This window comes from Pseudomonas capeferrum, assembly GCF_000731675.1.
GTDB classification, from domain to species: domain Bacteria; phylum Pseudomonadota; class Gammaproteobacteria; order Pseudomonadales; family Pseudomonadaceae; genus Aquipseudomonas; species Aquipseudomonas capeferrum.
The window spans coordinates 501,387-526,298 of sequence record NZ_JMIT01000001.1 but is presented as its reverse complement, the minus strand read 5'-3'; the positions used below and the strand labels follow the sequence as shown (position 1 = coordinate 526,298).

21 protein-coding genes are annotated in these 24,912 nt (G+C 63.7%); 10 read left to right on the top strand and 11 right to left on the bottom strand.

The annotated features are described in order from the left end of the window. Positions 1 to 20: 20 nt before the first annotated feature. Positions 21 to 1,274, top strand: coding sequence for an OprD family porin (locus tag PC358_RS02525; protein WP_033697308.1), 1,254 nt, complete (start codon positions 21 to 23; stop codon positions 1,272 to 1,274). Between the two features lie 98 nt (positions 1,275 to 1,372). Here the strand turns inward: PC358_RS02525 and PC358_RS02520 are convergent, their stop codons facing one another. From PC358_RS02520 to glnT, 4 genes are all read right to left on the bottom strand, one after another. Continuing rightward, a complete protein-coding gene (locus tag PC358_RS02520) occupies positions 1,373 to 2,698 on the bottom strand; it encodes an FMN-binding glutamate synthase family protein (RefSeq protein WP_033697307.1) in 1,326 nt (441 codons plus the stop codon). A gap of 15 nt (positions 2,699 to 2,713) precedes the next feature. Then, positions 2,714 to 3,388 carry a GltB/FmdC/FwdC-like GXGXG domain-containing protein gene (locus PC358_RS02515; protein ID WP_033697306.1) on the bottom strand — a complete coding sequence of 225 codons (675 nt, stop codon included), beginning with the start codon at positions 3,386 to 3,388 and terminating at the stop codon, positions 2,714 to 2,716. Positions 3,389 to 3,415: 27 nt separating this feature from the next. Then, entirely contained in the window at positions 3,416 to 4,321 is a 906-nt protein-coding gene (locus PC358_RS02510) for a class II glutamine amidotransferase (RefSeq protein ID WP_033697305.1), read from the bottom strand. Between the two features lie 65 nt (positions 4,322 to 4,386). Continuing rightward, a complete protein-coding gene (gene glnT, locus PC358_RS02505) occupies positions 4,387 to 5,721 on the bottom strand; it encodes a type III glutamate--ammonia ligase (RefSeq protein ID WP_033697304.1) in 1,335 nt (444 codons plus the stop codon). 303 nt (positions 5,722 to 6,024) lie between these two features. Between glnT and PC358_RS02500 the strand changes: the two genes are divergently transcribed. After that, positions 6,025 to 6,618 carry a helix-turn-helix domain-containing protein gene (locus PC358_RS02500; RefSeq protein WP_033697303.1) on the top strand — a complete coding sequence of 198 codons (594 nt, stop codon included), beginning with the start codon at positions 6,025 to 6,027 and terminating at the stop codon, positions 6,616 to 6,618. 294 nt (positions 6,619 to 6,912) lie between these two features. Next, positions 6,913 to 7,842 carry a DMT family transporter gene (locus PC358_RS02495; protein WP_033697302.1) on the top strand — a complete coding sequence of 310 codons (930 nt, stop codon included), beginning with the start codon at positions 6,913 to 6,915 and terminating at the stop codon, positions 7,840 to 7,842. Positions 7,843 to 8,270: 428 nt separating this feature from the next. Here the strand turns inward: PC358_RS02495 and PC358_RS02490 are convergent, their stop codons facing one another. Continuing rightward, positions 8,271 to 8,978: an NUDIX hydrolase gene (locus PC358_RS02490; RefSeq protein WP_033697301.1), complete on the bottom strand. Its 708-nt coding sequence runs from the start codon at positions 8,976 to 8,978 to the stop codon at positions 8,271 to 8,273. Positions 8,979 to 9,116: 138 nt separating this feature from the next. Here PC358_RS02490 and PC358_RS02485 point away from each other — a divergent pair, with 138 nt between their 5' ends. The 4 genes from PC358_RS02485 to PC358_RS02475 all read left to right on the top strand — a co-directional run bounded on the left by PC358_RS02485 (position 9,117) and on the right by PC358_RS02475 (position 11,986). Continuing rightward, on the top strand, positions 9,117 to 9,767 hold the full coding sequence (locus PC358_RS02485) for an isochorismatase family protein (protein ID WP_033697300.1): 651 nt from the start codon (positions 9,117 to 9,119) through the stop codon (positions 9,765 to 9,767). After that, the gene (gene pncB, locus PC358_RS02480) at positions 9,764 to 10,963 is read left to right on the top strand and encodes a nicotinate phosphoribosyltransferase (protein ID WP_033697299.1); all 1,200 of its coding nucleotides are present in this window, start codon (positions 9,764 to 9,766) and stop codon (positions 10,961 to 10,963) included. Before PC358_RS02485 ends, pncB begins: the two co-directional genes overlap by 4 nt. 81 nt (positions 10,964 to 11,044) lie before the next feature. Beyond that, positions 11,045 to 11,281, top strand: a complete 237-nt coding sequence (locus PC358_RS26805; RefSeq protein ID WP_077068376.1) for a hypothetical protein — start codon at positions 11,045 to 11,047, stop codon at positions 11,279 to 11,281. Positions 11,282 to 11,293: 12 nt separating this feature from the next. Then, a complete protein-coding gene (locus tag PC358_RS02475) occupies positions 11,294 to 11,986 on the top strand; it encodes a DUF421 domain-containing protein (protein WP_033697298.1) in 693 nt (230 codons plus the stop codon). 89 nt (positions 11,987 to 12,075) lie between these two features. Here the strand turns inward: PC358_RS02475 and PC358_RS02470 are convergent, their stop codons facing one another. Then, complete coding sequence (locus PC358_RS02470; RefSeq protein ID WP_033697297.1) at positions 12,076 to 12,963, bottom strand: LysR family transcriptional regulator; 888 nt, start codon at positions 12,961 to 12,963, stop codon at positions 12,076 to 12,078. Positions 12,964 to 13,075: 112 nt separating this feature from the next. Between PC358_RS02470 and PC358_RS02465 the strand changes: the two genes are divergently transcribed. Together PC358_RS02465 and ppnN are read left to right on the top strand one after the other, a co-directional pair. Continuing rightward, positions 13,076 to 14,137, top strand: coding sequence for a YeiH family protein (locus tag PC358_RS02465; RefSeq protein ID WP_033697296.1), 1,062 nt, complete (start codon positions 13,076 to 13,078; stop codon positions 14,135 to 14,137). 155 nt (positions 14,138 to 14,292) lie between these two features. Beyond that, on the top strand, positions 14,293 to 15,666 hold the full coding sequence (gene ppnN / locus PC358_RS02460) for a nucleotide 5'-monophosphate nucleosidase PpnN (RefSeq protein ID WP_033697295.1): 1,374 nt from the start codon (positions 14,293 to 14,295) through the stop codon (positions 15,664 to 15,666). Between the two features lie 42 nt (positions 15,667 to 15,708). Here the strand turns inward: ppnN and PC358_RS02455 are convergent, their stop codons facing one another. Together PC358_RS02455 and pssA are read right to left on the bottom strand one after the other, a co-directional pair. After that, entirely contained in the window at positions 15,709 to 16,875 is a 1,167-nt protein-coding gene (locus tag PC358_RS02455; RefSeq protein WP_033697294.1) for a GGDEF domain-containing protein, read from the bottom strand. 83 nt (positions 16,876 to 16,958) lie between these two features. Further along, positions 16,959 to 18,287 (bottom strand): CDP-diacylglycerol--serine O-phosphatidyltransferase, encoded by a 1,329-nt coding sequence (gene pssA, locus PC358_RS02450; RefSeq protein WP_077068375.1) that lies wholly within the window; start codon positions 18,285 to 18,287, stop codon positions 16,959 to 16,961. 183 nt (positions 18,288 to 18,470) lie between these two features. On the opposite strand from pssA, the gene PC358_RS02445 reads away from it, so the two are divergent. Beyond that, positions 18,471 to 19,463, top strand: a complete 993-nt coding sequence (locus PC358_RS02445; protein ID WP_033697293.1) for a GlxA family transcriptional regulator — start codon at positions 18,471 to 18,473, stop codon at positions 19,461 to 19,463. A gap of 52 nt (positions 19,464 to 19,515) precedes the next feature. Here PC358_RS02445 and PC358_RS02440 read toward each other — a convergent pair whose 3' ends face one another. The 3 genes from PC358_RS02440 to katG all read right to left on the bottom strand — a co-directional run bounded on the left by PC358_RS02440 (position 19,516) and on the right by katG (position 24,665). Beyond that, positions 19,516 to 20,850, bottom strand: coding sequence for an MFS transporter (locus tag PC358_RS02440; protein ID WP_033697292.1), 1,335 nt, complete (start codon positions 20,848 to 20,850; stop codon positions 19,516 to 19,518). Between the two features lie 123 nt (positions 20,851 to 20,973). After that, positions 20,974 to 22,185 (bottom strand): M24 family metallopeptidase, encoded by a 1,212-nt coding sequence (locus PC358_RS02435; RefSeq protein WP_033697291.1) that lies wholly within the window; start codon positions 22,183 to 22,185, stop codon positions 20,974 to 20,976. A 221-nt stretch (positions 22,186 to 22,406) separates the two neighbouring features. Next, positions 22,407 to 24,665, bottom strand: coding sequence for a catalase/peroxidase HPI (gene katG, locus PC358_RS02430; protein WP_033697290.1), 2,259 nt, complete (start codon positions 24,663 to 24,665; stop codon positions 22,407 to 22,409). Positions 24,666 to 24,912 lie beyond the last annotated feature (247 nt).

Below are 24,912 nucleotides of genomic sequence, written 5' to 3'. Positions count from 1 at the left end.
AACAAGAGAGTATCCGGACCATGACCCAAGTCATTCTCCGCAGGGCTGCGTGCGGCCTGCTGTTTGCCCATGTGCCCCTGACCCACGCTGCTGGTTTCATCGAAGACAGCGCACTCAAGCTGCAATTGCGCAACGTGTACTTCAACGAGAACTTTCGCGACGAGCAAGGCCTCAGCGCACGTGCTGCTGCTACGGCAAAAAGTGAACGGGTGGAATGGGCGCAAGGGTTCTTGCTGGATTACGCATCCGGGTTCACACAAGGCACGCTAGGGGTAGGCCTGGATGCCATGGCGCTGGTGGGCGTCAGGCTGGACTCGGGCCGCGGGCGCAGCGGTACCGGCTTGTTGCCGGTGCATGACGATGGCCGCGCGGCCAATGAGTTTGCCAGTGCCGGGGTCACCGCCAAGGCCCGGCTGGGCAAGACCGTGATCAAGCACGGTACGTTGCTGCCCAAGACACCGGTATTGGTGTACAACGACGCGCGCCTGCTGCCGCAGACCTACCAGGGCACCCAGCTGGTCTCCAGCGATATTGACGGGTTGACCTTGACCGGTGGCCATCTGCAGCGATTCAAGCAGCGCGATTCGTCCGACAGCACTGGCCTGTTCGCCGATGGCTACAGCGGCGATGCATCAGCGGATTTCAACTATGCCGGTGCCGATTACGCAGTGAGCAAAACCCTGCGGTTGAGCTACTTTCGCGGCGAGCTGAACAACTTCTACCGCCAGGACTTTGCCGGCATTGCCCATGAGCTGCCGCTGGCAGGGGGCGTGTTGGCCAGTGATGTGCGTTACTTCAAAAGCCGCGACGATGGCGCAGCACAGGGTGGCCCCATCGATAACGACATGCTCAGCGGCCAGCTCAGCTATGCCCACAGCGGCCACACCGTGGGTGCGGGTTATCAGGTGCTCGATGGGGTTGCCGGGCTGCCCTACATCAGCGGCGCCACCGTGTACTCGTTCAGCAACGTCGGTATCGGCAAGTTCATTGAAGAAGACGAGAAGACCTGGATGATCAGTTACGCCTACAACTTCGCAGCAGCCGGTGTGCCTGGGCTGACCTTCATGAGCCGCTACCTGAGCGGTGACAACGACAAGGCAGGTGATGCCGGGGCACGTGAATGGGAGCGCGACAGCGAACTGGCCTACGTCGTGCAGGCGGGCACATTCAAGGGGCTGGGGGTGAAGCTGCGCAACTACGTCTACCGCGCTGATTATTCCCGGGGGCGGGACAGTAACCGGGTCTACCTGACCTATGACATCGCGCTCTGGTAGGGCCTGATTTGCAGCCATTCGCGGCACAAGGCCGCTCCCACAGGTACGGGCACTGCGCGGTCCCTGTGGGAGCGGCCTTGTGCCGCGAAAGGGCCGCATCAGTACTGCGTTTGCCCGGGCACCCAGGCGGTGCCCGCCAGTGGTACCCGAGCCATCGCCGCCGCCTCCACAGTCAACGCCACCAGGTCCTCCGGGTCGAGGTTATGCAGGTGCGACTTGCCACAGGCGCGGGCCATGGTCTGCGCCTCAAGCACCAGCACGCGCAGGTAGTTGGCCAGCCGCCGGCCGGCCTCCTCCGGGTTCAGGCGCTTGGCCAGTTCCGGGTCCTGGGTGGTGATGCCCGCCGGGTCACGGCCGTTCTGCCAGTCATCGTAAAAACCAGCTGCAGAGCCGATCGCCTTCAACTGCTCATCCAGCCGCGGGTGGTTGTCACCCAGGGCGATCAGCGCGGCGGTGCCGATGGCCACGGCGTCAGCCCCCAGGGCCATGGCCTTGGCCACGTCGGCACCGTTGCGGATACCACCCGAGACGATCAGTTGCACCTTGCGGTGCATGCCCATCTCCTGCAGCGCCTGCACCGCCTGCGGGATGGCCGGCAAGATGGGAATGCCGACATGCTCGATGAACACCTCCTGGGTCGCGGCGGTACCGCCCTGCATGCCGTCGAGCACGATCACGTCGGCGCCGGCCTTCACCGCCAGCTTGACGTCGTAGTACGGGCGGCTGGCGCCGATTTTCACGTAGATGGGTTTCTCCCAGTCTGTGATCTCGCGCAGCTCGGCAATCTTGATCGCCAGGTCGTCCGGGCCGGTCCAGTCTGGGTGGCGGCAGGCGCTGCGCTGGTCTACGCCGATCGGCAAGGTGCGCATGCCGGCCACCCGCTCGGTAACCTTCATGCCCAGCAACATGCCGCCGCCGCCCGGTTTGGCGCCCTGGCCGAGGACGATCTCGATGGCATCGGCCTTGCGCAGGTCGTCGGGGTTCATGCCATAGCGCGACGGCAGGTACTGGTACACCAGGTGCTGCGACTGGCCACGCTCTTCCGGGGTCATGCCGCCGTCGCCGGTGGTGGTACTGGTACCTGCGATGGTCGCACCCCGGCCCAATGCTTCCTTGGCATTGGCCGACAGCGCGCCGAAGCTCATGCCGGCAATGGTCACCGGGATCTTCAGGTGGATCGGCTTCTTGGCAAAACGGTTGCCGAGCACCACATCGGTGCCGCACTTTTCGCGGTAGCCCTCGAGCGGGTAGCGCGACACGCTGGCGCCCAGCAGCAGCAAGTCGTCGAAGTGCGGCACACGGCGCTTGGTGCCGCCGCCGCGGATGTCGTAGATGCCGGTTTCGGCGGCACGCTGGATTTCCTGAATGGTCAGGCGATCGAAGGTGGCCGATTCACGCAGTACCGGGGGGAATTGTTCGCTCATGGGTAGGCTCCTGGATCAGTACGCGCTGGCGTTGTCGACTTTGAAGTTGTACAGCTGACGGGCCGAGCCGTAGCGTTTGAAATCGGCGGCCTTGTGCTCCAGGCCCGCCTCGTTGAGCAACGCCTGCAGCTCTTGCAGGTGCTCGGCACGCATCTCTTTTTCGATGCAGTCCGAGCCTAGCGACTGCACCGAGCCCTTGACGTAGATGCGCACCTCGTACAGCGAGTCGCCCAGCGCATCGCCGGCATCGCCGCACACCACCAGGCGCCCGGCCTGGCCCATGAAGCAGCTCATGTGGCCGATGCTGCCGCCGACCACGATGTCCACGCCCTTCATCGAAATGCCGCAGCGTGCCCCGGCATCGCCCTCGATCACCAAGAGCCCGCCGTGGGCCGTGGCGCCGGCTGCCTGCGAGGCACTGCCCTTGACCCGCACCGAGCCGGACATCATGTTCTCGGCCACCCCCACGCCGACGTTGCCGTGCACGGTGACGCTGGCCTGTTGGTTCATGCCGGCGCAGTAGTAGCCGGCGTGGCCGTCGATATCCACCGACAACGGCTGGTTGATGCCCACGGCCAGGTTGTGCTTGCCGTCCGGGCGGCTGACCCGCCACTCGCGGTCCTGCACGTCGCCGTGCAGGGCCTGGTTGAGTTCGCGCACCGAGGCGCTGGAAAGGTCGATCGTTTTCATGAGGTGCTCCAGTGAGTCGGTGACAGGTCAGGCGCTTTCGCGCTCCCAGACGTACAAGGTGGCCGGTGCTGGTTCCCAGACCTTGGCGTTTTCAATGCCTGGCAGGCTGGCCAGGGCCTGGTACTCGGAGGCCATGGCCACGTAGTCGTCGGTTTCGGCGAGCACCGCCGGCTTGCAGGCAATCGGGTCGCGGATCACGGCAAAGCCGTTGCGGGTGCCGATGGCGAAGGTAAAGAAGCCGTCCAGGTCTTGCAGGGCGCCATCCAGGGCCTGCGCCAGGCTGTCGCCCTGCTGCAGGCGCCAGGCCAGGTAGCCAGCCGCCACTTCGGTGTCGTTGTCGGTCTCGAAGCTGATGCCTTCGCGTTTCAGCTCCTGGCGCAGGCGGAAGTGGTTGGACAGCGAGCCGTTGTGCACCAGGCACAGGTCGGCGCCGGTGGAAAACGGATGGCTGCCTTCCAGGGTCACTGCACTTTCAGTCGCCATGCGGGTGTGGCCGATGATGTGGCTGCCTTGCATGCCGGCCAGGCCGAAGCGACTAGAGATCTCGGCCGGCAGGCCCATGCCCTTGAGGATTTCGATGCTCTGCCCGGCGCTCATGATGCGCACGTCGGCGGCCAGCTCGGCCAAGGCTGCACGGGCGGCCGCTTCGTGGGTGTGCACCTTGAGCACGGCGGCGCTGGCGTTCTGGAACCAGTCCAGCGAGCAGCCCAGGCGCCCTTCCAGTTGCCCCATCAGCGCCGCCCACGGATAGTCCACAGCGCTTGCCTGCAAGGTCAGCTTGACCCAGCCATCGGCCACTTCATCGCCATAGATGGCAAAGCCGGCGCTGTCCGGGCCACGGTCGGTCATGGCCTGCAGCATGGGTTCGAAGAGTTTGCCGAGCTGGGCTTCCAGCGCCGGCTTTTTCAGGTACAGGCCTACGATTCCACACATGGTGTTGCTCCTTACTGGGCAGTGGGCGACCGCTGTCTTGCTGGCCGCGCCAAGGATGGGGGCGGTCAGAAGAACTCGGTGTAGCGCTGGATTTCCCAGTCGGAGACGTGGCGGCAATACTCCACCCACTCCATGCGCTTGAGCTTGATGAACTCGTCGACGATCTCGGCGCCGAGCACCTCGCGGAACAAGGGGTCGGCCTCCAGCGCGTCGGCGGCTTCCTTGAGCGACTGCGGCAAGGTCTTGATGCCGCGTGCGGCGATTTCTTCCAGGCTCAGGTTGTAGAGGTTCTCGTTGCACATCTGGCCAGGGTCCAGTTCACGGTCGATACCATCCAGGCCGGCGGCGATGATCGCGGCGGTGACCAGGTAGGGGTTGCAGCCGGCATCCGGCAGGCGAAACTCCAGGCGGCCATAGGGGATGCGCACCATCGCCGAGCGGTTGTTGGCGCCATAGGCCACGAAGGCTGGCGCCCAGGTAGCACCGGACAACGAGCGGCCGACCACCAGGCGTTTGTACGAATTGACCGTGGGCGCGGCGAACGCGCACAGCGCCGGGCCATGGGCAAGCAAGCCCGCAGCAAAGTGGTAGGCCAGCGTGGACAGGCCCATGCCGCTGCTGTCGGAGGGGTCATGAAACAGGTTCTTGTGTGTGCTGCTGGCCAGCGACAGGTGGAAGTGCATGCCATTGCCGGCACGCTTGGGGTCGGGCTTGGGCATGAACGAGCAGATCATCCCCAGGTCGTTGGCGATTTCGCCGGCCGCCATGCGGAAGAAGGTGAAGCGGTCGGCCGACTCCATGGCATCGCTGTAGGTGTAGTTGATCTCGAACTGGCCGTTGGCGTCCTCGTGGTCGATCTGATAGATGTCGAAGCCCACCGGCTGCAGGGCTTCGGTCAGGCGTTCGAGGAACAGCCGCGAGCGCGACAGGCCCTTGTAGTCGTAGCACGGCTTGTCGAGGTTGTCGGAGGCATCCACCACCTGCAGCTTGCCGGCTTCGTCCCGGCGGAACAGGCTGAACTCGGGCTCAAGCCCGGTGTTCAGCGTCCAGCCCTTGTCGGCCAGGCGCTGCACCTGCTGCTGCAACACGTAGCGGCTGTCGTAGGGCCAAGGTTTACCGTTGACGTGGCCGACGCACACCACCCGGCCATAACCAGGCTGCCAGGGCACCGGGATCAGCGTGGCCAGATCGCCACGGGCCATGAAGTCCGGGCCGTGCGGCTCCATGCCCATGCCGCAGATGGCGAACCCGGCGAAACCGGCGCCCTCCTCGGCCACCATCTTCAGGCCCGAGATCGGCACCGATTTGGTCTTCGCCGCGCCATGGATATCGACGAACTGCGCCAGCACGTACTTGATGCCGTGCTGGTCGAGCGTGCGCTGGGTTTCTGCTGGCAACATGGGTTGAGCACTCCGGGTAAGGGGCGGCATGTAATTCCGCATGGGAAACTTACTTTCATCACAGGAATGCAATGTGCTTGCCAACTTACCGAGTGCTACCGCTTAGCGGGCACGTCCCCTCCCACAATCCCTTGTCACAGGGGGCTTGCCCGCGACAGGAGCTGGTGCCATGACGGAGACATTTTCGTTATAGATATGGGAAACTCGTTTTCACCCCAGGAAACCGACGGCCATCGCAGCCGCCTGGCGCACTTTCCCAGTGCGAAATCTTTATTCTTGAACTGAAACCGTGCAGGACTCTTGATGCCGACCGAAACCGAACCCCGCCTTCGCCTGGAGCAGTACCTGGGCCTGCAGATCAAGCGCCAGCGCCAGGCCCAGTCGCTGAAGCTCGCCGACGTGGCGCGCATCGCCGGGATCAGCCAGGGCATGCTGAGCAAGATCGAGAACGCCCAGGTGTCGACCAGCCTCGATACCCTCAGCCGCCTGTGCGACGTGCTAGGCATGCCGATGGCCAAGCTGTTCAGCCAGTATGACCAGCCCGATGGCAACGCGCTGCTGGTCAAGGCCGGTGAAGGGCTGGAGGTGGTGCGCCGCGGCACCGATAAGGGCCATACCTACCACTTGCTCAATCACGCCAGGGGCCCGAAAAAGAACTTCGAGGCGTACATGGTGAGCATGGACGATGCCAGCGAGGAGTTTCCGACCTTTGCCCACCCGGGCACGGAGTTCCTGCATTTGCTGGAGGGTGAACTGGTGTACCGCCACGGTAACCAGCTCTACCACCTGCATGCCGGCGACAGCCTGACCTTCGATGGCGAAACCCCACACGGGCCGGAGCAACTGGTGCAGGTGCCGATCCGGCTGTTGTCGATCATGAACTACGGCGAAGAATGACACGGCGCGGTCAAGCAACAAGCGATGTCGCGATCTGACATGTATGCGTCGCCCGCAATCGGCCTCGCATCCCTGTATACAAAAATAATACACACATCGACCAGCCCCGCGCCGTGGGCTGGTTGACGCGGTATTTGCGAGTAAGCAGCCTCGCTTCACAATTCCAACGCTGTGGCGCCTTTTTGCACCGGGCAATTCGCCCGGGCTCATAACGATAAAACTCCCAGATTTAGAGATCCCCGCCGCGCCAGCAGGGAGTGTTTGCGCGCGCCACTTTGTGAAAATTTGACTGCCATGATCGCGACTTCAATCCCCGTAGCCGGTGCTGCCACCGGCCGGCGCAACGCCCTGCTCGTTGCACACCTCGCCGCTGTGCTGTTCGGCCTGACCGGTATCCTCGGCCACTTGATCGAGGCCGACGCCAGCATCATCACCTTCGGCCGTGCCACCTTCGCCTTCATTGCCCTGGGCTTCGTCGCCGGGCTCAAGGGCACCCGCCTGCTCGATGCGCTGACCCTGCGCAACCTGCCCATCCTGGGCCTAACCGGCGCGTTGCTGGCGACGCACTGGGTGACCTTCTTCATCGCCGTCAAGGTCGGCGGCGTGGCCGTGGCCACGCTGGGCTTCGCCAGCTTCCCTGCCTTTATAGCCATGATCGAACGCGGCGTGTTCGGCCAGCGCATCGGTGCCGTGCAGGGCTTGCTGTTGCTGATGGTGACTGCGGGCCTGGTGATGGTGGTGCCGTCCTTCGACCTGCTCGACAGCGGCACCCTTGGCCTGATCTGGGGCCTGGGCTCGGGCCTGGCGTTCGCCGTGCTGACCGTAGCCAACCGCCGCAATGCGTCGAACATGAATGCCTTGCAGGTAGCCTTCTGGCAGAACGTGGTGGTAGCCGCGCTGGTTGCGCCGTTCGCCTTCACCCACCTGGCCAGTACCAGCCTGGGCGGCGACGACTGGGTCAACCTGGCGCTGTTGGGGGTGTTCTGCACCGGGCTGTCGCAGTTTCTGTTCGTCAAGAGCCTCGAAGGCCTGGAGGCACGTACCGCCGGCATGATCATCGCGCTGGAGCCGGTGTATGCGATCCTCGGTGCCTGGTGGCTGTTTGGTGAGCAGCCGAGCCTGCGCATGGCGGCGGGGGCAGCGTTGATTGTGTTGGCGACCCTGCTGGCTGCGGCGCGCAAGGCGCCGGCGGAGCATGGTGATACCAGCCGGTGTGGGCGGTAAGAATGGCTGCGGGTTGCTCGTCGGGAGATCGAGGGGCTTGCGCGAAGCGCATGCCTTGGTTTATCTGGCGCCTATAAGATCGAGCGCCGCCCGCGCGGCGCTTCGCGGCGCAAGGCCGCTCCCACATCTGTTTCGGGCCAATTATTCCTGAGGCATTGGCGCGCGGCCCCTTGGTGCCCCCCTCAATATCGCGTCGTACAAACAAGGCGGTCGCGCGCAAATGCCACTGGCCGCACTGGCCCGAAACAGATGTGGGAGCGGCCTTGCGCCGCGAAGCGCCGCGCGGGCGGCGCTCGATCTCATAGGCGCTGAAAATGCCAAGCCTGGCACCTGCGGCGCTCGATCTCATAGGCGCCAGATAAACCAAGGCATGCGCTTCGCGGACGCCGCTCGATCTTCGCCCTCCTGAAGAAACCAAGACAAGCAAGCTACTGCCCGCCCTCCGGCAACAGGCTGCGGTCGAACATGAACGGCCGCGGCCCCTGCGGTGTGTATTGAAACAACTGCTGCGGCCTGCCCAGCCGTGGCTGGTTCTTCTCCCCGGTGTCCCTCACCCACCCCTGCTCGCGCAAACGCTCCAGGCGCTTGCGCAGCGAGGTGCTGTTCACAGCCTGCCCCAGGCACGCCTGCACTGACGCCAACGCATCGAGCACCGTGAACTTCTCTGCCAGCAAGTACAACGGCAGGCTGCTGTACACCGTCTTCGCCGCCAGTCGCTCGCGGGCGCGCTCCACCAGCAGTCTGTGATCGAAGGGCAACAGCACCCTGCGCTCCAGCACGCTGTCCACATCAAAAAACGCCAGCTGCTCACCCTCAACGGCCTGCCCAGGGGCGAGCAGGGCCAGGTAGTAGGTGCTCAGCGACCAACCGCGCGGGTCACGGAAAGCATTGCCTTCGGTGCCTATCTGTTCCATGTAGCACGGTACGATACGGGCCTTTTCGCGCAAGGCGCGCTCGGCGGCGCCTTCCAGGCTGGTGTCGGCAATACGGCCGTTGACGATGACACCCGGCAACGCCCACTGGCCGACGTGCGGTTCGCGCTCACGGCGGTGCAACAACACTTGCAGGTGCTGGGCTTCAGGGGCCATGCGCAGAGCGACGATATCGACGCTGGCCAGGACTTCAGTGCTACTCACGCAAAGGCTCCACTCTTCAATCCTGCAATATTCCACCAGAGCGCTTTAGTAGTACAAGCTTCTTTCCTACCTGCTCTGGTGCTTGACACACTTAATACACCAGGTGGAATATATAGCAACACCCGCGAGGAGAGCACCATGAAGATCGCCAGTTTCGACGTCGACGCGCAAAACGGCTTCACTGCCTACGCCCCACACGAACTGCCGGTACCCGAGGGCAATGAAATTGCCGCCGACCTCAACACCATGGCCCTTCGTGCCGACCTGCGCCTGGGCAGCAAGGACGCACACCCGGCCAATGCCGCCTGGGTGGTGGCCGAACCTGGGCAGATGCTGCAACCGCTGACGCTGGCCAATGCTGACCTGACCTGGGTCAGCCACTGCGTGCCAGGCACGCCCGGCTTCGAGCTGCTGCCCGGCCTGCCCGCCCCCATCGACTACGACTACTTCGTATGGAAAGGCGTCGAACCCGACCTGCACCCCTACGGCGCCTGCTACCACGACCTGGCCGAACGCCGCTCCACCGGGGTTATCGAATACCTCACCGTGCAACAGGTGGGCGCCGTCATCGTCGGCGGCCTGGCTTTGGACTACTGCGTCAAGACCACTGCCCGCCAACTGCGCCAGGCCGGTTTCCAGGTGCTGCTGTACCTGCCCGCCTGCCGCGCCCTGACCCAGGAAGGCGCCATCAGCGCCTGCGGGGCGCTGGCTGCCGAGGGTGTCATCCTCTGCGGCGACGAGGCCGCACTCGACCACCAGCTCGCTTTGATCAAGGAAGACCGCCCATGAGTGACAGCGTATTCGGCCCACGGATCATCCAGAACCTGCTGGACACCGACTTCTACAAGATCACCATGATGCAGGCCGTGCTGCATAACTACCCCAATGCCGAGGTGGAATGGGAGTTCCGCTGCCGTAATGGTGAAGACCTCTCCCCTTACCTGGCAGAAATCCGCTACCAGGTCGAGCAACTGGCCGAGGTCACCGTCACCCACGACCAACTGGCGTATCTGGAGCAGATTCCGTTCATCAAACCGGACTTCATCCGCTTTCTCAGCCTGTTCCGCTTCAACTTGCGTTATGTGCAGGTGGGCCTGGATGACGCCGGGCAGCTGGCGATTCGCGTGCGTGGGCCGTGGCTGCACGTGATCCTCTACGAGATCCCGCTGCTGGCGATCATCAGCGAAGTGCGCAACCGCTACCGCTACCGCGAGGTGGTGATGGAGCAGGTGGGCGAGCGGCTGTACCAGAAGCTCGACTGGCTCAAGGCCGAGGCCAGCGCCGCTGAGCTGGCAGGCTTTCAACTGGCCGATTTCGGCACCCGGCGGCGCTTCTCGTACCGCGTTCAGGAGGCCGTGGTGCACACCCTCAAACGCGACTTCCCGGGCCGCTTCGTCGGCACAAGCAACGTGCACCTGGCCCGCGAATACCAACTCAAGCCCATCGGTACGATGGCCCACGAATGGTTCATGGCCCACCAGCAACTTGGCCCGCGGCTGGTCGACAGCCAGGCGGCCGCGCTGGATTGCTGGGTACGCGAATATCGCGGGTTGCTGGGCATCGCGTTGACCGATTGCATCACCATGGACGCGTTCATGGGCGATTTCGATTTGTACTTCGCCAAACTGTTCGATGGTTTGCGCCACGACTCTGGCGACCCGCTAGCCTGGGCAGAGAAGGCCATTGCCCACTATGAAAGACTGGGCATCGACCCGCAGGGCAAGACGTTGATCTTTTCCGATGGGCTGGACTTTGCCAAGGCACTTGGCCTGTACCGCGCGCTGCATGAACGGATCAATGTGAGCTTTGGCATCGGCACCCATCTGACTTGCGATATCCCTGGGGTCGTGCCGATGAACATCGTGATCAAGATGACGGCCTGCAATGGTGCGCCGGTGGCGAAGATCAGTGATAGCCCGGGCAAGACGCAGTGCCGGGATGAGAACTTCGTGGCTTATCTGAAGCATGTGTTCAAGGTGGCTTGAGCCCTGTCACTGTGAGCGCCTACTAGAGTGGAAGAGGTGTATGCGAAGCGGTCAAGCGAAACGATTATTGGAGTCCAACCCATGAAAGATCAGATCACTAAGCTGGGTGAAACCCTAGAGGGGCTCGCTCAGATCGCAGATGAACTCGAACGCCAAGTAGCCCCATGTCCAGTGACTCGCCTTTTGCTTATCGCATGGTTAACCGAGTGGGTGCGAGGCCCGGAAACCCAGGCTGCGTTGAAGCGAGATCTTCCTTGCTTGCCTCAATCATTGAAATCGGCCTATGCGGTGTGGATTCACCACAGCGGTGGCCGCTAACGAGGAAAACGAATGGTATCTTTCGACCTTCAACGGATGCTGCTGGGCGATCTGCCTGTGACCTTTCTTCTGGAGGTCGCCCTTAGGGTTTTGGCCGCATTTGCAGCCGTGTTCTTCTTCCTCAAATTCAGTGGCCGACGCGGAATCAAACAACTCTCCCGCTTCGAGCTGGTGGTTATTCTGACCCTCGGCTCCGCTGCCGGCGATGTGACCTTCTATGAAGATGTTCCGCTGCTGCCGGTGGCCCTGGTCTTCTTGACGCTCCTGTTGCTGTATCGGGGTACGGTCTACCTCATGAAGCGGAGCAAGACGTGTGAAGCCTGGATTGATGGATTGCCGATAACGGTGGTGAAGGACGGAATGTACGAGATCCATTCGCTGCGCAATATGAACATTTCCTCGAATGAACTCTTCATGGAACTACGCCAGCGCGGTGTAGAGCACTTGGGACAGGTACGTTTGGGCCTGTTGGAAACTGACGGTGAGCTCAGTTTGTATTTCTATGAGCCGGAGGACACCAAGGCGGGCTTGTCAGTGCTCCCTTTCGAGCATCGTCCGCAATACTCCTCACCACCTTCTGCCGGCCTTTACTGTTGCGTGGGCTGTGGTTTTCCGACCTACCATGGGGCGCACGACTCGGTCGCATGTGAGCGCTGTGGCCATGTCGTTTGGTCCCCAGCGCTGGACACGCTACGCAATCGTTAGGCAACGTGCTCAGCCTCGACCTTGGCCCGACGCTATTGACTGCCGTGGAAGCCGGGCGGCGCGCGAAATGCATTGGGCGCCCGCAAGACCTAACCCACTTCAAGCTCCCCAACGCACAACGCCATAAACCGTGCCGCCGCCCGCGAAGGCGTGGCGGCATGGGGCATCAGGATGGAAAAGCGCCTCACCAGTGGCTGCGGCGCAATCCGCAGCCGCCGCAACGCGCCATCCTCATGGCGAATCGACATGGCCGACACAAAGCCGATGCCCATCCCCGCCCGCACCGCTTCCTTTACCCCCTCCACGCCAGCAATTTCCAGCCCCACGCGCATTGCCACGCCACTGCGGGCAAACGCGCGTTCGACAATCTGCCGCACCCCTGACCCACTCTCGCGCAGCACCAAGGGGTAGGCCCCCACAGCCTCCAGGGTCTGCGGCTCGTCACCTGCCAACGGATGGCCACTGGGCACGATGGCGACGATCTCGTCTTCACGCCACGGCGTCACCCCCGTGCCCAGGGGCAGCTCCTGCCCGGGGGGGCCTTCGATCAGGGCGATGTCGACACTGCCCAGCGCGGCGACGATTTCTGCGGTATTGCCATTGGAGGTACTCACCGACACGTCGGGGTAGCGTGCATGGAAGTCGGCGATCAGGTACGGCAACAGGTAGCTGGCCGGGGTGGTACTGGCGCCGATGCGCAGTGTGCCGCGCTCCAGGCCGCGCATAGCCTCGCGCAGGGCTTGCGCCTGGCGAAAGGTGTCGCGCAGTCGCTCGGCATGGGCCAGCAGCTGCTCACCCGCAGCTGTCAGCCGCACGCCACGGCCGGCGCGTTGATAAAGCGGTTCGCCGAACGCCTCCTGCAGCAACTTCAGCTGCCCGGACACAGCCGGCTGCGACAGGTGCAACGCCTGGGCCGCATGGCTGATGTTGCCGTGCTCGGCAACCGTGGCGAACGTTATCAGTTGTTCTGGGGTCATGAATTGAAAATATCAGAAAAATGGATACTTCACATCCTAAATTACGATTTTTTATAAGCTTATAACCAGATTAACGTAGGCCTTGTCGAAACACCTTTTCCGGAGGACTCACATGGCCACGGCTCCGTCCCACCCCGCCTATACGCCTACCCTCTCTACCCGAGGGCGGCTCAATGGCATCCTGTTCGTCGCGCTGTTCGCGCTTGCCGTCACCCAGCTGGCGGCCTTGCCCGCCATCGCCAGCCTGGGTATCAGCCCCTTGATCGTCGGCATCGTTGCCGGTGCCTTGTATGGCAATGCACTGCGCGATGGCGTGCCGGCCAGTTGGGCGGCGGGCATCAATTTTTCGGCGCGCGGGCTGCTGCGCATCGCCGTGGCCTTCTTCGGCCTGCGGGTCAGCCTGCAGGAAATCGCCGAAGTCGGCTGGTCGGGGCTGACGGTGTCGCTGCTGGTGGTGGTCAGCACCCTGCTGATCGGCCTCTGGTGTGGCATGAAGCTGCTCAAGCTGGACCGCGACACCGCGCTGCTCACCGCCGCCGGCAGTGCCATTTGCGGCGCGGCTGCGGTGCTGGCCTTCGAGTCGGCGCTGCGCAGCGCTCCGCACAAGAGCGCCATGGCGGTCGGCAGCGTGGTGCTGTTCGGTACCCTGTCGATGTTCCTCTACCCACTGGCGATCAATGCCGGCTGGCTGCACCTCGATACCCTGGGCGCCGGGCTGTTCCTGGGCGGCACTATCCATGAAGTAGCCCAGGTGGTCGGCGCCGCGAGCAACGTCAGCCCCGAGGCTACGCACATTGCGACCATCGTCAAAATGACCCGGGTGATGCTGCTGGTGCCGGTGTTGCTGGTGGTGGGCTTGTGGATCAGCCGCGCACGCCAGCCTGGCCAGGGGCAAGGCAACGGGCGCATCGCCATGCCCTGGTTCGCCTTCGGCTTCCTGGCGCTGGTGCTGGTGAACTCGCTGCAGGTGCTGCCTGGCAGTGTGACCCAGGTGGTGAATACGCTCGACACCTTTGCCCTGACCATGGCCATGACAGCGCTGGGCATGGAGACGCGCTTCAGCCAGATCCGCCAGGCGGGGCCACGGGCGCTGATTACCGGGGCAATACTCAACCTGTGGCTGGTGGGCGGTGGGCTGGCCATTACCCTCGGGGTGCAAAAACTGCTCGGCTGAACATGCAAGCTCGGAGTGGGCGGCTTCGCGGGTTTACCCGCGAAGCCGCCCACTCCGTCTGCAGAATCTTTCCACGGTGCCCCCTCGTTGTCGCGTGCATTTCTCGGTATGGTGGTGTCAAAGAAGGATGTTTTACCCGCACAGGAAAGACTTAGATGCCTCAACGCCATGTCATAAATGCATCCGTCAGCCCCAAAGGCAGCCTGGAGACGCTGTCGCAACGTGAAGTGCAGCAACTGAGTGAAGTCGGTACCGGTAGCCTTTACACCCTGTTCCGCCAGTGCGCCCTGGCCATCCTCAATACCGGCGCGCATGTCGACAATGCCAAGACCATCCTCGAGGCCTACAAGGACTTCGAGGTGCGCATCCACCAGCAAGACCGCGGCGTACGCCTGGAGCTGCTGAATGCCCCAGCCGATGCCTTCGTCGATGGCGAGATGATCGCCAGCACCCGCGAAATGCTCTTCAGCGCCTTGCGCGACATCGTCTATACCGAAAGCGAGCTGGCCAGCCAGCGCATCGACCTGGAAAGCTCCCAGGGCATCACCGATTACGTGTTCCACCTACTGCGCAACGCCCGCACCCTGCGCCCCGGCGTAGAGCCGAAGATGGTGGTGTGCTGGGGCGGCCACTCGATCAGCACCGAGGAATACCAGTACACCAAGAAGGTCGGCCACGAGCTGGGCCTGCGCAAGCTGGACGTCTGCACCGGCTGCGGCCCTGGGGTGATGAAGGGCCCGATGAAGGGCGCCACCATCGCCCATGCCAAGCAACGCATGCACGGCAGCCGCTACCTGGGCCTGACCGAGCCGGGCATCATCGCTGCCGAGGCGCCGAACCCGATCGTCAACGAACTGGTGATCCTGCCGGACATCGAGAAACGCCTGGAAGCCTTCGTCCGCGTCGGCCACGGCATCATTATCTTCCCCGGCGGCGCCGGTACTGCCGAGGAGTTCCTCTACCTGCTCGGCATTCTCATGCACCCCGACAACCAGGGCCTGCCCTTCCCGGTGGTGCTGACCGGCCCGCGCAGTGCCGAGCCGTTCCTGATGCAGTTGCACGCGTTCGTCGGCGCCACCCTGGGGGACGCCGCCCAGCGCCACTACCAGATCATCATCGATGACCCGGCCGAAGTGGCGCGGCAGATGGTCGAAGGGCTCAAGGAGGTGAAGCAGTTCCGCCGCGAGCGCAACGATGCCTTCCACTTCAACTGGCTGCTGAAGATCGACGAGGGCTTCCAGCATCCGTTCGACCCGACCCATGCCAACATGGCCGAACTGGCCCTGCGCCGCGAGCTGCCGCCGCATGAACTGGCCGCCAACCTGCGCCGGGCGTTTTCCGGGATTGTGGCGGGCAACGTCAAGGACAAGGGCATCCGCCTGATCGAGGAACACGGGCCGTACCAGATCCGTGGTGACAGTGCGGTATTGGCGCCGCTGGGGCACCTGTTGCAGGCGTTTGTCGACCAGCACCGGATGAAACTGCCGGGTGGCGCGGCGTATGTGCCTTGCTATCAGGTTGTGACCTGAGTGTTTGGGGGCCGCTTTGGCGGCCCCCAGCGTCAAGCGTTGCTAGCTACCCGAGCTGACCAGCGTCCGGTCAACCAGGCGAATGCTGTCGCGCCCATCGCGCTTGGACTGATACAGCGCTACATCTCCCTGCTCGATCAACGCCGCCAGGCTCGCGGGCGGCTGGTCGAACAGGTTGGCACCGATGCTCAAGGTCACGGCCTGCGGCGTGGGCACCGTTTGCAGCGCAAACTGCTGAAACTGTTCACGCAACTGGCTGCCCAGCGCCACCACGCGCTCGCTGGTCGCCGCACTGAGCAGGATGACAAACTCGTCGCCGCCAAGCCGCGCCGCCAGTGACCGCTCCGGCAACACCGCACGCATCATCTCGCTCAAGGCGATCAACAGCCGATCACCGGCAATGTGCCCGTGCAAATCGTTGACCAGTTTGAAATTGTCGATGTCGATCAGCAGCAAGGCGCCTGGCCGCGCCGGGCTCACCTCTTTGAAAAAGTGCGTCGCCCGCACTTCCAGCGCGCGGCGGTTGTATAACGCCGTCAGCGGGTCCCGTGCCGCCAGCCGGGCGATGCGCTCTTCACGGCGATAACGCACCGTACCGGTCATCGACAGCGCAATCAGCATGATTGCCATCGCCCCCTCGACCAGGGAAACCTGGATGATCAGCCCGCCAAACGTCGCCAGGTCAATCAGCGTGCCCGGGGCAATCGCAATGATCGCCTTCGCCACATAGAACAGGCCATGAATCAGCAGCACATAACGCAACTGCACCGCGCCCACGCTCAACGACCTGCCGTGGGGCTTCAACAGGAAACTGGCTTTGAGCGTCAGCAACGCCACCAGCAACGAGTTGACCATCAGCATCACCTTCGACCACTCCGGGCCGGCGGGCAACAGCAGCAAGGCGAACCACACCCCCACCATCAGCAGCCAGGCGCGCGACAGGCGGTGCTGGGTGAAGCGCAACACCCCCAGCAGGAAAAACCCGTGCGCCACCACCAGCAAGCCATTGGCGAACCAGATACCGATCAGCAGCAAGCCGATGCCCCGCAACAGGGCCAGGGTGGAGCCGACGGTGATCGTGGCGAAGCCGGCGCTCCACAACAGCAGCGAAGGCTCGCGAACACTGCGCCACTCGATCGCCAGGTACAAGGCAGCCGCAGCTGCCAGGGCGATGGTGATTGTCAGCATCGTTGGGGGGTCAAGCGCCATGGACGGTTTGGCCTATCTGGTTAACGTGGAAAAGGCCTGATTGTATGCGCTTGCAAGACTTTTTCAGAGCCCTCTCACCAGCGTTACAGCACCCGCTTGATCAACGGTTCCAGGCGGCTGTAGCGCAACCGCCGCAAGAGCTTGCGCACTTCCTTGGGGTGCTCGGCCTTGACCCCCAGCTCGGCAGCTGAATCGATCCTGCGCGCATGCTGGCGCAACCCCGCCAACTCGGCTTCGCGCGGCACTAACCACTGTGCCTCGGGGTCATCGATCAGCAAGCCGTTTTCCAGGTCCAGGTTGAACCCTCGGGGGTTCAGGTTGTTGCCGGTCAACAGCGAGTAGCGCTGGTCGACCCACAGCCCCTTGGCATGGAAGGTGTGCCCTGGGTCGTTCCAGATACGCACTTCAAGCTGGCCACTGGCAAGAGCGGCCTGGCGACGGCGGGTGAAGGCGCGCAGGTTGTCTTCGTACAGGTAAGGCAACGCGCCGCTGGCACTGAACGGCTCGCCGGGCGCGATATAGAAGTCATTGGCGGTACGATCGCCGACAATCAGCTCCACCCGCACGCCTCGGTCGAGTGCATGGTCGATCTCGCGCATCAATACCCGTGGCGGGTTGAAGTACGGCGTGCTGATGACGATTTGCGTGCGCGCAGCGCCCAGCAGTGCGCAAAGCACCCGGTTGAGCAGATTGCCGCGCCCGACACCCAGCAGCGGGATCACCCGCAGGCCCTGCCCCGACGCGCTGGCAGGCACGTCATAGGCCATGCGCCGCAGCCGCGCGCGCAAGCGCCGGATGTCGCCGCGCAGGCTGCGGGTCGAGGGCGGTGCCGGCAGGTCGAGGCGCGGCGTGGCAGTGTGGTGCAGCAGGCGACGCACCAGATCGACCATGGCATCGGCCAGGGCCGGTGAGTGGAACAGGTGGTAGCGATCCAGGCGGTAGCGGTCGAAACGGTGCAGGTAGACGTTGTTGAGACTGGCGCCGGTGTAGATCACGCAATCGTCGATGATGCTGCCTTTAAGGTGCAGTACACCAAACAGCTCGCGGGTTTGCACGGGCACGCCATGGATGACGATGTCCAGGCCATGGTGCTGGCGCTGGGCCTGATACCAGGCAGCGTTGCCCGGCTGCCGCCCGCCCCCCAGCAGGCCGCGCCGGGCACGGAACCAGTCGACCACGATGGTGATCTCCAGGCCTGGCCGCGCGGCTTTGGCCTGGTACAAGGCATCCAGCACTTCCTGGCCGGCTTCGTCTTCCTGCAGGTACAACGCGACGATGACGATACGCCGGGTCGCCGCCCTGATGCGCTCGAGCAGGCAGGCGCGGTAGGCCCTGGCATCGGGCAGCACCTCGATCGACGCGGGTGTCATGGCGAAACCTGGCAATGCCGCCAGCATGGATTCGGGGTTCACTGAACGTTCACCTTCTATAGGCAATCACTGTTGGCAGCCGCCAGCCGGCGGAGCCATTCCTGGCCGCTGCGCCGGGGGTGTAAGATCGACCCGGCAACGACCCATAACAACAAGAAACACGCGAGGCTTGGATTTTTCACTGCCCCTGACCAACTATGCCTCAGCTTGCACAGGAAGATCGCAATGGTCCACCCCGCTACAGCACCCGTATCACCCTGCACCGTCAAGACCTTCGGCTTTCTGATCCTGCCCAACTTCACCACCATCGGCCTGGCGTCGGCGGTGGAGACCCTGCGCATGGCCAACCTGGCCGCCCGCCGCCCGATGTTTCGCACTGTGCTGATCGCCGCCAGCCACGAGCCGGTAATGGCCAGCAACGGCATGCGCGTGCTGCCTGACCACAGTATCGACAACGCCCCTGCGCTGGACGCCCTGCTGGTGGTCGGTGCCAACCCGATCGACCGCAGCCGTGGCACCCGGCCACTGATCGACTGGCTACGCCAACTGGCCCGTCAACGCCTGCCGCTGGGCGGCATCTGCACCGGCAGCTACCTGCTGGCCAAGGCCGAGCTGCTCAAAGGCTACCGCTGTACCATCCACTGGGAAGACATGCAGACCTTGCAGGAGCAGTTCCCCGGTATCGTCATTTCCGGCCAGCTGTTCGAACTGGACCGCGACCGCTATACCTGCTCGGGCGGTGTGGCGGCCATGGACATGATGCTGCAACTGGTGGCCCGTGAGGAAGGTGGCCAGGGCATCGCCGCCAAGGCGGCCGAGCTGCTGCTGTGCGACCGGGTGCGTGGCGAGCGGGAACGCCAGCGGGTGCCGCTGCGCACGTTGCTCGGCAGCGCCCAGCCCAAGCTGAGCCAGGTGGTGGCAATCATGGAGGCCAACCTGGAAGAGCCACTGGGGCTGGAGGAGCTGGCCAGCCTCAACGAAGTGACCGTGCGCCAGTTGGAGCGGTTGTTCCATAAATACCTGCAGCGGACACCCAGCCAGTACTACCTGGAGTTGCGGCTGTCGCGCGCGCGGGAGCTGCTGCTGCGCAGCGATGTGCAGGTACGTGAGGTGGCGCTGGCGTGCGGCTTCAGCTCGCCGGCGCATTTCTCCAAGAGCTACAGCCGCTTCTTTGGGCTGTCGCCGTTGGGGGAGCGGCGCCAGGCTTCGTTGCACTGAGTGAGGGGATGCCGCTTCGCGGGTAACCCCGCGAAGCGGCCGGCAAAGCCCGCTAGTCTTTCAAGGCCGCATGCGCCGTCTCCCGGCACATCAACATCGCCACCAGCGCCACCAGTGCCGCCGCCAGCAGGTACCCGGCCGGCGCCAGCTTGCTGCCGGTCACTTGTATCAACCAGGTGGCAATGAACGGCGCCGTCCCGCCAAACAAGGCATTGGCCACATTGAAGCTCAGGGCAAAGCCGCTGAAGCGTACCCGGGTCGGGAAGATCTCCGCCAACAGGCACGGCAAGGTACCGTCGTTCATCGCCAGCATCGCGCCGAAGAGGATCTGGATGGCCAGGATCACCAGCAGTGGCTGCCCATCTAGCAGGGTGAACAGCGGCACGGTAAGCCCCAGAAACAACAGCGAGGCGATCACCAGCATGGTCTTGCGGCCGAAATGGTCAGACAGCCGCCCCATCAGGAAGATCAGGCCGATGTAGGTGGCCAGCGAGACGGTCGAGGCGATGAAGGCATCCCGCTCGCCCATGCCCAGCTCGGTGGACAGGTACGTGGGCATGTAGCTGAGCAGCAGGTAGAACGCGACCGCGTTGAGGCAGGTGACGCCGATACCGATGGCCAGGCTGCGGCGGTGGGCGGTCAGCAGCTCACGGATCGGCGCCGGGGCCATGCAGGCCTTGTTCTCCAGGCGCTGCTCCATCTCCAGAAACTTGGGGGTGTCCTGCAGGCTCATGCGGATATATCGGCCTACCAGGCCGAAGGGTGCCGCGAGCAGAAACGGCAGCCGCCAGCCCCAGCTGTGCAGGTCTTCGCTGCTAAGCACCTCATGCAGCACCGCCACGAACGCCGCGCCGAACAACAACCCCGCCGCCGTACTGGCCGGCACGATGCTGGTATACAGCCCGCGCCGGCCCTGCGGTGCGTACTCAGCCAGAAACGCCGACGCCCCCGCATACTCGCCCGAGGCCGAAAAGCCCTGTACCAGGCGGATCAACAACAACAGGCACGGCGCCCACACGCCGATTTGCGCGTAGCCGGGCAGCAGCCCGATGCAGAAGGTCGAAATCGACATGATCAGGATCGACAACGACAGCGCGTTGCGCCGCCCGTGGCGGTCGCCGAAATGGCCCCAGACCACACCGCCCAAGGGGCGAACGAGAAACGACAGGGCAAACACCGCGAAGGTTGCCAGCAAACCGCTGGTCTTGTCGGTTTGCGGGAAAAACGTAGCGGCAATGATGGTTGCAAGGTAGCCGTAGGCGGCGTAATCGAACCATTCGACGAAGTTGCCCATGAAACTGGCGCGCGCGGCCTTGCGCAAGGCCTGGCGTTCGGCGCTGGGCGCGGAGCCGTCGAGAGTGGAAGCGTTCAGGGTGGTGCTGGACATGACGGGTACCCTCTGATTCTTCTAATTGGAGGCAGGGTCTAATGGTCATTCAGTAATTATTGTGGTGTGCGTGCCGGCCTCTTTGCGGGGCAACCCCCCGCCCAAAAAGGCCGGCACCGGGCGTTATTTGCGAATGATGTTGTGCTCCGGGCCATACGGGAAGCGCGTGATGTTCTCGGCACCGTTGTCGTTGACGATCAGGATGTCATGCTCGCGGTAGCCGCCAGCACCCGGCCGACCCTCGGGCAGCATGATCATCGGCTCGATCGACACCACCATGCCGGGCTCCAGCACGGTGTCGATGTCTTCGCGCAGCTCGAGCCCCGCCTCGCGGCCGTAGTAGTGGCTGAGGGTGCCGAACGAATGGCCATAGCCGAACGTGCGGTACTGCAGCAGGTCGTGACGCAGGAAGATCTCGTTCAGCTCACGGGCAATGTCGCTGCAGCGCATGCCCGGGCGCACCAGTTTCAGCCCTGCTTCGTGCACCTCGACGTTGGCCTGCCACAGGCGCAGGTGATCATCCGGGCAATGGTCAAGGAACAGGGTGCGTTCAAGCGCCGTGTAATAGCCGGCGATCATCGGGAAGCAGTTGAGGCTGAGGATCTCGCCCTTGCCGACCTTGCGGCTGGTAACCGGGTTGTGCGCGCCATCGGTGTTGAGCCCGGACTGGAACCAGGTCCAGGTGTCCATCAGTTCGCCGTCGGGGAAGCGTTTGGCAATTTCACGCACCATGGCCTGGGTAGCATGCAAGGCCACTTCGTACTCTGGCACATGCTCACGCAGGGCCTCGACCACCGCAGCGCCGCCGATATCGGCCACCTGGGCACCGTGGCGGATCAACGCCTGCTCTTCGGCGGACTTGATCATGCGCATGCGCATGCACGGGGCGCCGATGTCCAGCAGCTCGGCCTTGGGGTAGCAGGCAGCGAGCTTGCCATGGTTTTGCAGGTTGAGGTGGTCGTACTCCACGCCGATGCGCGAGGCCAGCGGCAGCGCCTGCTGGATGGCAACGAAGTAGTTGTCGCGTTGCCAGTCGGTGTAGACGATGTTGTCGGTACCGACCGTGCGCCGCCAAGGTTGGCCGCCATCGATATTGGCGCTGATCGAGACGACCTTGTCCTGGGTCACGACCAGCGCGTACGGGCGGCCGAACGAGCAATAGAGGAAGTCGCTGTAGTAATTGACGTTGTGGTACGAGGTGAAGATCGCCGCCTCGATGTCCTGCTCGGCCATGTAGGCCCGCAGACGGGCGTGGCGGGCTGCGTATTCCTGTGCGGAGAAAGTCGCTTTGACCTTTTCGCCGTTACGGATCTTCAGGGTCTTTGGCATTTGCATGGTCGGGTTCCTTGTCGTTGTGAGCACGCTGTTCAGGCCGGCCGCCTGAGAAGCATTGCAACAGAACGAACGAGGACACTTTTGTATCTATCCGACCTGGAATTGGCGCGATGGCCAGGGCTGCTTTGCCGGCCATTTGCGACAAAAGGCCGCCCCCACACCCTGTGGAAGCGGCCTTGCGCCGCGAATGGGGCGCACAGCGCCCCCACGTACTGATGGCGTTACTTCAGATCAAAGCGATCAAGCTCCATGACCTTTACCCAGGCAGCAACGAAGTCCTTGATGAACTTGGCCTGGCCATCGCTGCTGCCGTACACCTCGCTCAGCGCGCGCAACTGGGCATGCGAGCCGAACACCAAGTCGACGCGGCTGCCGGTCCATTTCACCTGCCCGGTCTTGCGGTCCCGGCCTTCGAAGGCTTCGTTGTCGGCCGAGGTCGGCTTCCACTCCACGCCCATGTCCAGCAGGTTGCGGAAGAAGTCGTTGCTCAGGGTACCGGGCCGGTCGGTGAACACGCCGTCCTTGCTGCCACCCTGGTTGGCGCCCAGTACGCGCAGGCCACCGATCAGCGCGGTCAGCTCGGGGGCGGTGAGGGTCAGCAGTTGCGCCTTGTCCAGCAACAGCTTCTCGGCCTTGACGCTGTAACGGTCCTTGGTGAAATTGCGGAAGCCATCCGCCAGCGGCTCCAGCACCGCGAACGACTCGACGTCGGTCTGTTCCTGGGTCGCGTCGACGCGACCGGGGCGGAACCCCACGCTGCCCGTGTAACCGGCATCCTTGGCGGCCTTTTCCACCGCTGCAGTACCGGCCAGCACGATCAGGTCGGCCAGGGAGACCTGCTTGCCGCCGTTGTTGAACTCGCCCTGAATTTTCTCCAGCGCCGCCAGTACCTTGTCCACGCCCTGGTTGGCAGCCCAGCCTTTCTGCGGCGCCAGGCGCAAGCGCCCGCCATTGGCGCCACCGCGCTTGTCCGAACCGCGGAAAGTGGAAGCCGACGCCCAGGCGGTCGACACCAGTTCACCCACGCTCAAGCCCGAGGCCAGCACCTTGGCCTTGAGCGCAGCGATGTCCTGCTCATTCAGCGACGAGGGCTCGGCTTTGGGCAACGGGTCTTGCCACAGCAGTACCTCGTTGGGCATTTCCGGCCCGAGGTAACGCGCAAGCGGGCCCATGTCGCGGTGGATCAGCTTGTACCAGGCGCGGGCGAAGGCGTCTGCCAACTGCTCGGGGTTGTCCTTGAAGCGCCGGGCGATCGGCTCGTAGATCGGGTCGAAACGCAGCGCCAGATCGGAGGTGAGCATCGAGGGTGCGTGTTTCTTGCCCGGGTCATGGGCATCCGGCACGGTGCCGGCGCCCTTGCCTTCCTTCGGCCGCCACTGGTGCGCGCCGGCCGGGCTCTTGGTCAGTTCCCAGTCGAAGTTGAACAGGTTGTTGAGGTACTCGTTGCTCCAGCGCGTCGGCGTCGAGGTCCAGGTCACTTCGAGGCCGCTGGTGATGGTATCGGGGCCTTTGCCGGTGCCGAACGTGTTCGCCCAGCCCAGGCCCTGCAGCTCAAGCCCGGCGGCCTCGGGTTCGGCGCCGACATTGTCGGCGGGGCCGGCGCCGTGGGTCTTGCCGAACGCATGGCCACCGGCGATCAGGGCCACGGTCTCTTCGTCGTTCATGGCCATGCGGCCGAACGTCTCGCGGATATCCTTGCCCGAGGCGACCGGGTCGGGGTTACCTTCCGGGCCTTCCGGGTTGACGTAGATCAGGCCCATCTGCACGGCGGCCAGCGGGTTTTCCAGGTTGCGCTCGGCCTGCAGGTCGCGGCTTTGCTCTTCGCCATGCTTGGCAGGCTCGGCCACCAGATCACCCTGGCCGGGCGGCTGGGCCTTGAGCTGTTCCTTGCCGTAGCGGGTGTCGCCGCCCAGCCAGACCTTTTCCGAGCCCCAGTACACGTCTTCGTCCGGTTCCCACACATCGGCACGCCCGCCCGAGAAACCGAAGGTCTTGAAGCCCATGGACTCCAGCGCGACGTTGCCGGTGAGCACGATCAGGTCGGCCCAGGAAATCTTGTTGCCGTACTTCTGCTTGATCGGCCATAGCAGGCGCCGGGCCTTGTCCAGGCTGACGTTGTCCGGCCAGCTATTGAGCGGCGCGAAGCGCTGCTGACCAGAGCCTGCGCCACCCCGGCCATCACCAATACGGTAGGTACCGGCGCTGTGCCAGGCCATGCGGATAAACAGCGGGCCATAGTGGCCGAAGTCGGCGGGCCACCAGTCCTGCGAGTCGGTCATCAGGGCCGTCAAGTCTTGCTTGAGGGCCTGGAAGTCGAGGCTCTTGAAGGCTTTGGCGTAGTCGAAGTCCGGGTCCATCGGGTCGGACTTGGACGAATGTTGGTGGAGGATTCTCAGGTTGAGCTGGTCAGGCCACCAGTCACGGTTGGTGGTGCCGCCACCTGCGGTTTGATGGAACGGGCATTTCGATTCGTTCGACATCTGTGGGTACCTTTGGGTCGGTTATCCAGATTTCCGGTCTATGCCAGGTGTTCTATCAGCCGAGCACTGGGGCTCGTGCCTACCCCTCATCAGGTCGGGTCGGTCTTTTGCCGACACGGGGCTTGCAACGCTGTCACGCCATGGCGGCAGGGTCTTGAATACAGGTGCTCAGACGCCGCCCACATGGGCAATTCGCAGGGCCAGAGGAAAGACTAGTCGAGCTTGGGCAGACTTCTAATAGAGCCAG

Bases quoted from the DNA above. Each gene is read 5' to 3' on its own strand.
- PC358_RS02525 (WP_033697308.1), top strand. From the start codon at position 21: ATGACCCAAGTCATTCTCCGCAGGGCTGCGTGCGGCCTGCTGTTTGCC.
- PC358_RS02520 (WP_033697307.1), bottom strand. From the start codon at position 2,698: ATGAGCGAACAATTCCCCCCGGTACTGCGTGAATCGGCCACCTTCGAT.
- PC358_RS02515 (WP_033697306.1), bottom strand. From the start codon at position 3,388: ATGAAAACGATCGACCTTTCCAGCGCCTCGGTGCGCGAACTCAACCAG.
- PC358_RS02510 (WP_033697305.1), bottom strand. From the start codon at position 4,321: ATGTGTGGAATCGTAGGCCTGTACCTGAAAAAGCCGGCGCTGGAAGCC.
- glnT (WP_033697304.1), bottom strand. From the start codon at position 5,721: ATGTTGCCAGCAGAAACCCAGCGCACGCTCGACCAGCACGGCATCAAG.
- PC358_RS02500 (WP_033697303.1), top strand. From the start codon at position 6,025: ATGCCGACCGAAACCGAACCCCGCCTTCGCCTGGAGCAGTACCTGGGC.
- PC358_RS02495 (WP_033697302.1), top strand. From the start codon at position 6,913: ATGATCGCGACTTCAATCCCCGTAGCCGGTGCTGCCACCGGCCGGCGC.
- PC358_RS02485 (WP_033697300.1), top strand. From the start codon at position 9,117: ATGAAGATCGCCAGTTTCGACGTCGACGCGCAAAACGGCTTCACTGCC.
- pncB (WP_033697299.1), top strand. From the start codon at position 9,764: ATGAGTGACAGCGTATTCGGCCCACGGATCATCCAGAACCTGCTGGAC.
- PC358_RS26805 (WP_077068376.1), top strand. From the start codon at position 11,045: ATGAAAGATCAGATCACTAAGCTGGGTGAAACCCTAGAGGGGCTCGCT.
- PC358_RS02475 (WP_033697298.1), top strand. From the start codon at position 11,294: ATGGTATCTTTCGACCTTCAACGGATGCTGCTGGGCGATCTGCCTGTG.
- PC358_RS02470 (WP_033697297.1), bottom strand. From the start codon at position 12,963: ATGACCCCAGAACAACTGATAACGTTCGCCACGGTTGCCGAGCACGGC.
- PC358_RS02465 (WP_033697296.1), top strand. From the start codon at position 13,076: ATGGCCACGGCTCCGTCCCACCCCGCCTATACGCCTACCCTCTCTACC.
- ppnN (WP_033697295.1), top strand. From the start codon at position 14,293: ATGCCTCAACGCCATGTCATAAATGCATCCGTCAGCCCCAAAGGCAGC.
- PC358_RS02455 (WP_033697294.1), bottom strand. From the start codon at position 16,875: ATGGCGCTTGACCCCCCAACGATGCTGACAATCACCATCGCCCTGGCA.
- PC358_RS02445 (WP_033697293.1), top strand. From the start codon at position 18,471: ATGGTCCACCCCGCTACAGCACCCGTATCACCCTGCACCGTCAAGACC.
- PC358_RS02440 (WP_033697292.1), bottom strand. From the start codon at position 20,850: ATGTCCAGCACCACCCTGAACGCTTCCACTCTCGACGGCTCCGCGCCC.
- PC358_RS02435 (WP_033697291.1), bottom strand. From the start codon at position 22,185: ATGCAAATGCCAAAGACCCTGAAGATCCGTAACGGCGAAAAGGTCAAA.
- katG (WP_033697290.1), bottom strand. From the start codon at position 24,665: ATGTCGAACGAATCGAAATGCCCGTTCCATCAAACCGCAGGTGGCGGC.